The sequence below is a fragment of the Deinococcus marmoris DSM 12784 genome, from assembly GCF_000701405.1.
GTDB lineage: Bacteria > Deinococcota > Deinococci > Deinococcales > Deinococcaceae > Deinococcus > Deinococcus marmoris.
The window spans coordinates 1-8,828 of record NZ_JNIV01000141.1 but is presented as its reverse complement, the minus strand read 5'-3'; the positions used below and the strand labels follow the sequence as shown (position 1 = coordinate 8,828).

Genomic DNA, 8,828 nt, shown 5'->3' with positions numbered 1-8,828 from the left:
GAGTGCGCCCAGCCGCACGAGGAGTTCCGGTACGCTCTATTGGAGCGTATTCCACGGGAGGGCCTTTTGAAACCATCGGCGGAAGGTACGTTCGTGGAGTCCGCTGTAACGGCTGAGATTCAGGGCATTGATTCGGCCAGGAATGGCCTGCCACACCGGCATCAGGTGGAGGAAAAAACGCTGTTGGGCAGCGGGGAGATTGAGCAGGGTGAGCAGCACAGGTAAAATAGTCATTGGGTCTCCTTGGGTGTGGGCTTGAGAACCTCACCCTACCGGAGACCCGTTTTTTGGGCCACCCCTACTTTTCGTCAAAACTGTCCGAACCATTGATAAACACGCTCTAAGTCTGGGCGGCGAGAAGGTCACGCAGTGATGCTGGGGGTCTGCCAGCCGGTAGGGCAGTTCACTCTGGAGCCGCTGTCTGTAACTGGGGCCGCTTGCCTGTGCGTTCCCACCAACCGCGAGTTCGGCGTGGTTGCCCGCCCAGGCGAGGCCCCAGTTCGCACGTCCTGCGGCGCGGGTGCAGCACTCGCCCCACTGTGTACTGTATGGACATCATGATGCCTTCCCGGTTGATGGTGGCCCTGTCGTGTTTCATCACCCTTTCTGCCGGTATGGGGGCGGCGTCCACGCTGCCGGTCAACCTCAACGCCCTCAGCAACCCCGGCCTGCTCAGGGGTAACCCGGACCTGAATTTTCCCACCCTGAACGCGGCGCAGCGCGCGGCCCTCTCCCGCCAGGGCTTCGTGATCGCCCCTGCCGGGTGGCGGCAGTTCGACGCGGTGTACGAGGCCACCCGGTACGCCGAGCAGCCGATCTTCGTGACCACGGACTCGGTGCTGCACATCTATCACCTGGTGTTTGACAAGTTGCTGCGCGATCTGGAGCGCGAGACGCTCGCGCCGACGGCCCGGCAGCTCACGGCGCGGCTGGTGGTCAGCGCGCACAAGCAGTTGAAGGCGCTGCGCGGCACGCCACTTGAGACTGACGCGCGGCGGGCGCTGGCGTATCTGGCTGTCGCGCAGAAACTGGCGGACCCAGCCTCCCCGGTACCGGCAGAAGTCGCACCGCTGGTGGCCGCAGAGTTGAAACTGATTGACGCCCACGCTGGAGCCGCTCTCTCACCCATCTTCGCGGCCTCGGAGATGCTGGAAGACTATTCCCAGTATGTGCCGCGCGGCCACTACACCCGCTCCGAGACACTGAAACGCTACTTCCGCACGCTGACCTGGCTGGGCCGTATCAACCTGCGGGTCACGAAGCCCGACGAGACGCGCACGGCGGCGCTGATCACGAGCCTCCTGACTGGAGACGCCCAGGCGCAGAAGCTGTGGGCGCGTCTGTACGATCCCACCACGCTGCTGATCGGCGCGAGTGACGATCTGAACTACCGGCAGTACGCCTCGGCACTTCAGACGGCTATGGGTGGCAACATTCGCAAGCTGGGCGAGGCAAGCACCCTGACAGCATTTCAGGCGGCCCTTTCCAAGCTGCCGCCGCCGCGCGTCAACAGCGTTTTCGTGGTGGCAAAACCCGGTGAGGGCGCAGACGTCCGCCAGCGCGAGACGCTGGGCTTCCGGCTGATGGGACAGCGCTTCACGCTGGACGGCGCGGCCCTGCAACAACTCGTCTACCGCGAGGTGGGCACCGAACAGAAGCCGCGTGCCCTGCCGCGTGGCCTGGACCTGCTCGCCGCCCTGGGCAGCAGCGCCGCACTGAACGAGCTGGGCAAGCTGGGCGACACCGCCTATGCCAACTACGGCCCGCAGATGACAAAGACCCGCGCGCAGTTTGCGGCCCTGAAACCCGCCGACTGGAACGCCAACGTCTACAGCGGCTGGCTATATGTGTTGCAAGCGCTCGCTGTGCCAGAGGCGCGCGACAGCCGTTACCCCGCCTTCATGCGGACGCCCGCGTGGACGCGCAAGGAAATGCTCACCGCGCTGGGATCGTGGACCGAGCTGCGCCACGACACGCTGCTGTACGCCAAGCAGGTCATGGTGGAGATGGGTGGGGGCGAGCAGCCCGAACACCCGCGCGGCTATGTAGAGCCTGCCTCCCAGGTCTGGATCCGCCTGCTGGCCCTGGAAGCGCTGACTCGCCGTGTCCTCACCGATCAGAATATTCTTTCCGAGCGCACCGACAACAACCTGGCGGAGCTGCGCGACATGCTGGCGTTTCTGAAGACCGTCAGCGCCAAACAACTGGCCGGGCAGCCCCTGAGCCGTGACAGCTATGACCGCATCCACTTCTTCGGCGGCTGGCTGGAGCAGCTCAAGATTGCCAGCACCGATCCCGAGGGTGGGGACGACGGCGGCGCACCCTCCTTTGACGAGCAACCCTACGCGGGCGTGGTGGCGGATGTGGCGACGGCGGGTGGCCTTGCGCTGGAGGAGGCCACCGGCACCATCCACGAGGTGTACGCGGTGGTGCCGGACGGGCGCGGCGGGCAGCAGATCGCGCGCGGCGGCGTGTACTCGCAGTACGAGTTCGCGGTTCCCGTCTCACAGCGGCTGACCGACGAGGCGTGGCGCGTGCGGCTGAAGGCGGGCAAGCTGCCCCCGGTGCATCCGTGGCTGGACGGCATCTTGGTGAAGTGAAGATGGTGGTGAAGTGAGGGCGAGCGCTGTCTTGCTGGCGGCCCTCGGCCTGCTGGCCCTGACGTCTGGCGGGCGAGAGGAAACCGCGCCGCTGACGTTTGCGCTGGTGGGGGACGTGAGCGTGGGGCGCGCGGTGGCCCAGATGAACGCCGCAGACTGGGGCGCTGCGCTTGCGGGTGTGCGGGCGGCGCTCAGGGCCGACGCCACGTTCGGCAACCTGGAGTCGCCGCTGACCACGCAGCCGCACCAGGGCAGCGGCCTGGACCTGCGCGGACCGCCCGCCGGGGTGGCGGCTCTGAGCGCTTTCACCCACCTCGGCCTGGAGAACAACCACACGCTGGACGGCGGCGTGCGTGGACAGTCGCAGACGCGGCAGGTTCTGCGGGCAAGCGGCCTAACTCCGGTCACGCGCGGGCTGACCCTGACGCGGGTGCGCGGTGTTCCCGTCGCCTGGGTTGCGTTTTTTGATGACGGCCACACGCCGCCCCCCCTGGCCGCCATCCGGGAAGGCGCGCGGCGGGCACAGGTGGTGGTGGTCGGCGTTCACTGGGGCGCGGAATATGGTCCGGTCACGGCGAGGCAGCGCCGACTGGCCCGCGAACTGGCGGCGGCGGGAGCGGACCTGATCGTGGGCAGCGGACCGCATGTGCTGCAAGGCCACGAGCGGATAGGCACGGCGCTGGTGCTGTACAGCCTGGGCAACCTGCTGCTGGATCAGCCTTACCCGGACGCGCGCGTGGGGGCGGTGGTGCAGGTCACGCCTGAAACGACTGGCTGGAGCGCCTGCGCCGTGCCCACCCGCTACCGTGCGGGCCGCGTCTCGCCCGCCAACGGGCAGGAGCACCCCCGGATTCTTGCCCGGCTCGGGTTGGACGCGTGTAGATGAAGCTCTGGTTGCCTGCCCTGCTCCTCGTCGGTGTCGCGCTGGGCGGTGTTGCACTTGCTGGGGGAGGCGCGGGCGGCTGGCGCACCTTGCGCGCAGACGGCACCCTGATTCCCGCCGGGGCGCTGCGCTCTCCTGCGCCCTGTCCGCCACTGCGCCTGCCTGCGTCCTGGGACGTGCGCTCGCAGGTCTACGCCGACGTGACAGGCGACGGCAGCCCCGAATGCATCCTGGCGGTGTGGCGGCCCTGGCGCGACTGGCCGATCACGCGCTGGTCCACGCCTGGCTCGCCCATCACCGCCAACCACGACGCGCGCGGCGATAGCGCCCACGTCGCGGTCCTCAAGCCTGGGCCGGGCGGCACCTTCCGTGACGTCTGGGTGGGCAGCGCGCTGCTCCAACCCGTCACGGCCCTGACCGTGCTGCCGGATGGGCGGCTGGTGGCGCTGGAAGGCCGCTACGCCAGCGGACGGAACGCCCCGTCGGTGGCCCTGAGCGAGTGGAGCTGGACCGGCTTCGGCTTCCGGCTGGACCGCCGCCTGCTGCTGACTGCCCGGCAGCTCAGCGCCGACGCTGCCGGTCAACCTGCCGTACGTTGACGGGCATGACGGAGAAGACCCTTCATCAAAAGCCCTGTCCTCCTTCGGGCGCGACCAGCCTGGCTCTCTGCATGCCAGCGTGACCCGACAGTGGTCAACCCGTGAGATCGTGACGGGCAAAGGCGAAAAGCTGTGGGCACGGGGGAGGAGGGTGCATCATTCGGCGGCGTCCACAGGATGGACGGCCACTGTGCCATCTGCAGTCGAGGCGCAAGTCAACAGGCGAGCAGTCCGCTTCACGCCAGGTGTTCCTTCGTCTTGGTCGTGGACGTCCATCTGGGCAAAGCTGGGTTTCGAAAGACGAGCACCACTCCCATAGACGAACAGCACGGCTTTTCTGGTGGCTCCCACAGTCTGGGCGGCTTCATATGTTGCGGTACACCGACATTCGGAAACACCCGTCTGGTGGCCGCCGTAAGTGATGACCACGAGGGGCACGGCCCCAGCACGAGGAGCAGCGGCGTCAGGATAGCGGTGGGTGACTTCCGGCCACTCAGGGACATGGACACCGTCTCCAGGGGTGGGACCCGGATATGGCCGCCCTGCAATGTTGCCTCGGATGAAGTCGGAATCTACTGGGGCCGCCCAGGGCGCTGGTCCTGTACTCCCTGCTGATCAACGGTCACCGTGGTCCATCCAGAATGTCTTCAACACCACCGCCTGTTCTCGTCCCTGCGCCCGGCCCGCCTGAGCCGTTTCCGCGCTGGGTCCAGCACGTTGGGGCCGATGGCTTTCGGCCTCTGGCTCGGCCACGAGGACGGCTGAGCCGTCACCTCCCCTGGCAACGGCAACTGATCATGAAGTTTGAGTAGGGCAGCGACACCATCAGCGCGCGGCGCGCTATTCAGCCCAGTTTTGACTGAAAGACGCTCTCAGGGCTTGAACGCGTAAGCGTAGGACACCAGCCCGCTGGCATCCAGCGTGCGGACCCACAGCGTGCCGCCAGCCGCTACTGCCGCCGATTCTCCCGTGCCGCTCAGGAAGATCGCCGGCGCGCGCGTCACCACTTGCAAGGTCAGTGGGTCATACAGAACCCATTCTTTCTGGTACAGATCACCGTCGATCTGGCCGGTCTCCAACCAGTGGCGCCCCAGGCGGTCCACGCCCAGCACCTTGAAGTCCCGCACCGGTTGACCGTCCACCACCACGTCGTAGCGGCTGACCTGGTCGGTGGCCGGATCAAACGCGGCCAGTTGCCCGGGGGTGCTCCCCTCGAGCCACAGTTTGTCGCCGCGCGCAAAGCCATGCAGATAACTGTTGACGCCGGGCACGCTCAGCGCGCGACGCTTCAGCGTCTGGGCGTCGATGATCACCAGTTGCATCCCGCTTCCCGCATATGTGTATCCCCAGACGCGCTCACCACCCACGTCCATCAGGAAATCGTTCTCGCTGCCGGCCACAGTTGAGATCGTCCCGCTGTCCGGACCTCCCCCAGGCACGTAATCCAGCCTGCGGATCAGGTTGTACTGGTCCCAGCCACGGCCCTGGCTGTCGAACAGAACACCGTACGAACTGCTCAAACCGTCCGTGGGGTTGTTCTTGAGCTCCGCACTGCCCGTGGACGGATCAAAGCGGACCTGGGGTCTGCTCAGCAGCCAGATGCCGCCGTCACGTCCGGTCCGCACTGACGTATCTGAGGCCGCAGATGTGGGGATGGAAAATGCCTGGGCACTGCCGTCCGCCGCCTGACGCACCATGCTCTGGCCGTCGCGGTACCACAGCCGTCCGGCGTCGTCGGTCGCGATCGAATACGGCTGTGTGCGCAGCTTTACTGGCACGGGCATCACGGTTATCAGTGCGCGGCGTTTCACCGTGATGCCGTCGGCCACCTGTTCAGCCACCACCGTCACCGGCCAGTTGCCCACGGGCACGCCTGCGGCAACATCGAGGGGGAACTGGAAGGGGATTCCACCTGGGCTGCTGACCTGCTGGGTCTGTGCGATCAGGGTCAGTCCGGCGGGCAAGCCCTCGACGCTCACGCGCATCTGGCCACGGTAGTCTCCGGGATAGACGCTCAGTCCCCATGGCGTCTTCACACCGCGCGGGGCTACCACCGCTGGCGCGTCGATACTGATCTGCGGTACCAGCACCCTGGCATCCTTGAGTACGAGCTGGCCGATCTGGACGCCGTTCTCTCTGAGGACCTGGACCACCAGATCACCGCCGAGGCCGGGCGCGTAGTCCTCGGCCTTGAGTGTCAACACCGTATCGAGGGCCTGCCCGCGCAACGGCGCGCTCCGTGTAGCGTCCAACGCAGCATTCAGCCTGGGGCGGGCTGCTGCCCCGGAAATCCCAGTCCCGACAGACAGCTTGCCGACATTGTCCGGCAGCCGTACCGTCCCCGGCGAGACCGTCACCCCGTTGTAGGTACGGAGCGTCACCTCGCCGCTGATCCCACCGTTCTGGAAGATTCTGACTGGAACCTTGACCGACTCGCCGCGTCTGAGCGTGATCGGCTCCGGGTTGACCGGATAAATCGCCACCTCTTCCTTGCCCTTGCGGAAGACCAGCGTGGAGGGCGAAGTCGACTTGACGAGCCGCAGGATATTCTGGGCCGCGTCGAACTGACCGCTCAACACGTTCCACCCGGCCTGCACTGGGGCGTCGAAAATAAAGGTCTCGCCATCGGCACACTCGGCTCGTCCCTTGAGCTGACCAGCCGCAGAGGCGTAGAGACGGAGCTGTGCAGTGTTGTCGAGGCCGTTTTCAAAAACCTGTCCCAGATAATCCACCTGAGACGAGACCACCTCAAAGACCGCGACGTCGTAGCGGCCCTGGGCACCCTCAAATCCGGGCGACAGCGCGCAGCCGTCGAGCAAGCTCTTCACCAGCTTGATTTGAGGCAGTTTCAGGTCCACCACGCCACCATCAGATAACGGCAGCGGCGCGAACTTGAGTGCGTCCGGGTTGAAGATCAGGCCTACGTTCAGGGAGGCCGACGTGTACGGCCAGGCGGCGAGCTTGCCCGTCAGGCGGTCCGCTAACGGCGCACCGACGGGCGGCGGGTCGACTGGAGGCTTCTCGCCGGGAAGAGGAGTGGGGCCGCCGCCGCATGCACTGAGTAGTGCCCCGGTCAGTACGATCGGAAAGAGGTGTCGTTTCACGGAGACTGGAAGTGTAGTGCCTCATGCGGATTACACGAAAGCCCCCTGCGGGGGGGATCTGGGGCAGGACGTTACCGCTCTGCCATCAGGCACGGTGAGCGGGGGCGAGAAGCCGTGTCCGCCGCCACATCTTTTCGTGAGGCGGCGCCAGAAACGCAGGGCAGTCCTGCGCAAGTGACCGCCCACGGTGGAACGGTTCTGGCCTCGCCCCGTTGCGGGCCAACCTCGCCAGATTCTGAATCCTGGACCAACGCCGAAGGAATGCTGTTCCTTATGATGGGAGGAGGGCCGTCTCGCCCGCAGGCTGGAAGCCCCACCGACGCGCGAAATGGCGCGCAACCCTCCTTGTCCCCAGTGACGGGTCCGTTCGATTTGGGGTCACGTTGCAGTGAGTAGAGGTACAGTAGAGGTAAGAAGCGAAGGAGACGGCCAGCGGCCGCCTCCTCGTTTGCCGTCCTGGACGGTCTTTTGGTGGTGCACCCCAATGGACTCGAACCATTGACCGACCGCTTAGAAGGTGCTTCGGGTGCGTATTTTCCAGGATTAGCTCTTGTTTTTCTGTCCCTTGTGGTCACGTCTGACACGTGCAAAACAGACCGCATGTCCCTTTTGATCCCTTCTCAGATTGTTTGGGATTGGCCGCTACTACAGTCGCTATTACAGTCGGGCCCTGAGCGTGGATGACTACCGTACCGCGAAAAGTCCGCCATATCAGACCAACATACGATGCCGAACCAAGGCTGAATCACTTCGGCAAGAGTCTCCATAGCACGACGCGCTCGCTGGAACCGGTAAAGTGCCATTCCAAACTGAGGCGTATTCACAGAGCCATGCGGCTCTCGATTCCCATTCGAACGTGGGATGTGATCGAACAGGCGAGGCTAGTAGCAGCGTCAAGCAGTGGAATTAAAGCCAGAGTGGGACGATGCATATGCATCGTCCCACTCTGGCTTTGGATCAAAGTCAAGCCCTATTCGCGGTGACTAAAATCAAGGGCCAGCGGTCACGGGAGCAGCGTCGGTGGGCGCTGCGGTAGATGGGACAGCCTTAAGGGAAGAAGGATTAACGCGGAAGGTCTTGCTACCACGAATATCACCGACGTCAAATGAGTATTCGGAGCCACTGAAGGTGACGCCGGTCGTGGCGACGACACTCATATTGGCGTCTTTGCAGTTAGTGGCGACGCCGTCCGTTTTGGCGTTAAGTGTGGTTGTGGTATTTCCAAGAATGCCGTATGTCTGCTTGTCGATCTGCCAAGCGGCCTGGGCCGTTTGAAGACTCTTGGCGCAGCCTTGGGCGCCGGTATCATAGGCACGCTTCTGGGCACCAAGCAGGTTGGGGATCAGCACAGCAGCCAGGATCCCGATAATGGCGATGACGATGAGCAGCTCAATCAGGGTGAAGCCTTCGGTGTTGTTCTTCATGCTGTACTTGTTGTTCATGGTGGTTCTCCTTGTGCGCGTTCGACCTGCCGGATAATTTATGTATGGGTCCGGCCCGCCTACTTATGGCTTGCAGGTGCGGGTGTCTCCTGTCCTGCTTGAGCTAACTGTACGAAGACGTTTCTTACAGCCTCCTTTCACAGTGAAGTTTCAACACTGAACAACTTCGATTTTTATCGGCTATAGTTTTTATCGAAATT

General features: G+C 64.4%; 6 protein-coding genes and 1 tRNA gene. 4 read left to right on the top strand and 3 right to left on the bottom strand.

Annotated elements, in window-relative coordinates; all coding sequences use genetic code 11:
- The 4 genes from Q319_RS28420 to Q319_RS0121275 form a co-directional block, all read left to right on the top strand.
- Nucleotides 1-225 (top strand): hypothetical protein (locus Q319_RS28420; RefSeq protein ID WP_029484430.1); only part of this gene is annotated, 225 nt, incomplete at its 5' end.
- A gap of 332 nt (nucleotides 226-557) precedes the next feature.
- Nucleotides 558-2,600, top strand: coding sequence for a DUF3160 domain-containing protein (locus Q319_RS0121285; RefSeq protein ID WP_245619428.1), 2,043 nt, complete (start codon nucleotides 558-560; stop codon nucleotides 2,598-2,600).
- Between the two features lie 13 nt (nucleotides 2,601-2,613).
- Nucleotides 2,614-3,486, top strand: coding sequence for a CapA family protein (locus Q319_RS0121280; protein ID WP_029484428.1), 873 nt, complete (start codon nucleotides 2,614-2,616; stop codon nucleotides 3,484-3,486).
- Nucleotides 3,483-4,082, top strand: a complete 600-nt coding sequence (locus tag Q319_RS0121275) for a hypothetical protein (RefSeq protein ID WP_029484427.1) — start codon at nucleotides 3,483-3,485, stop codon at nucleotides 4,080-4,082. The genes Q319_RS0121280 and Q319_RS0121275 overlap by 4 nt, the downstream gene beginning before the upstream one ends.
- A gap of 872 nt (nucleotides 4,083-4,954) precedes the next feature.
- Here the strand turns inward: Q319_RS0121275 and Q319_RS0121270 are convergent.
- The 3 genes from Q319_RS0121270 to Q319_RS0121265 form a co-directional block, all read right to left on the bottom strand.
- Entirely contained in the window at nucleotides 4,955-7,186 is a 2,232-nt protein-coding gene (locus Q319_RS0121270) for an NHL repeat-containing protein (RefSeq protein WP_156039522.1), read from the bottom strand.
- Between the two features lie 472 nt (nucleotides 7,187-7,658).
- Nucleotides 7,659-7,735 (bottom strand) — tRNA-OTHER (locus Q319_RS27560).
- A gap of 440 nt (nucleotides 7,736-8,175) precedes the next feature.
- The gene (locus tag Q319_RS0121265) at nucleotides 8,176-8,628 is read right to left on the bottom strand and encodes a prepilin-type N-terminal cleavage/methylation domain-containing protein (protein ID WP_029484425.1); all 453 of its coding nucleotides are present in this window, start codon (nucleotides 8,626-8,628) and stop codon (nucleotides 8,176-8,178) included.
- Nucleotides 8,629-8,828 lie beyond the last annotated feature (200 nt).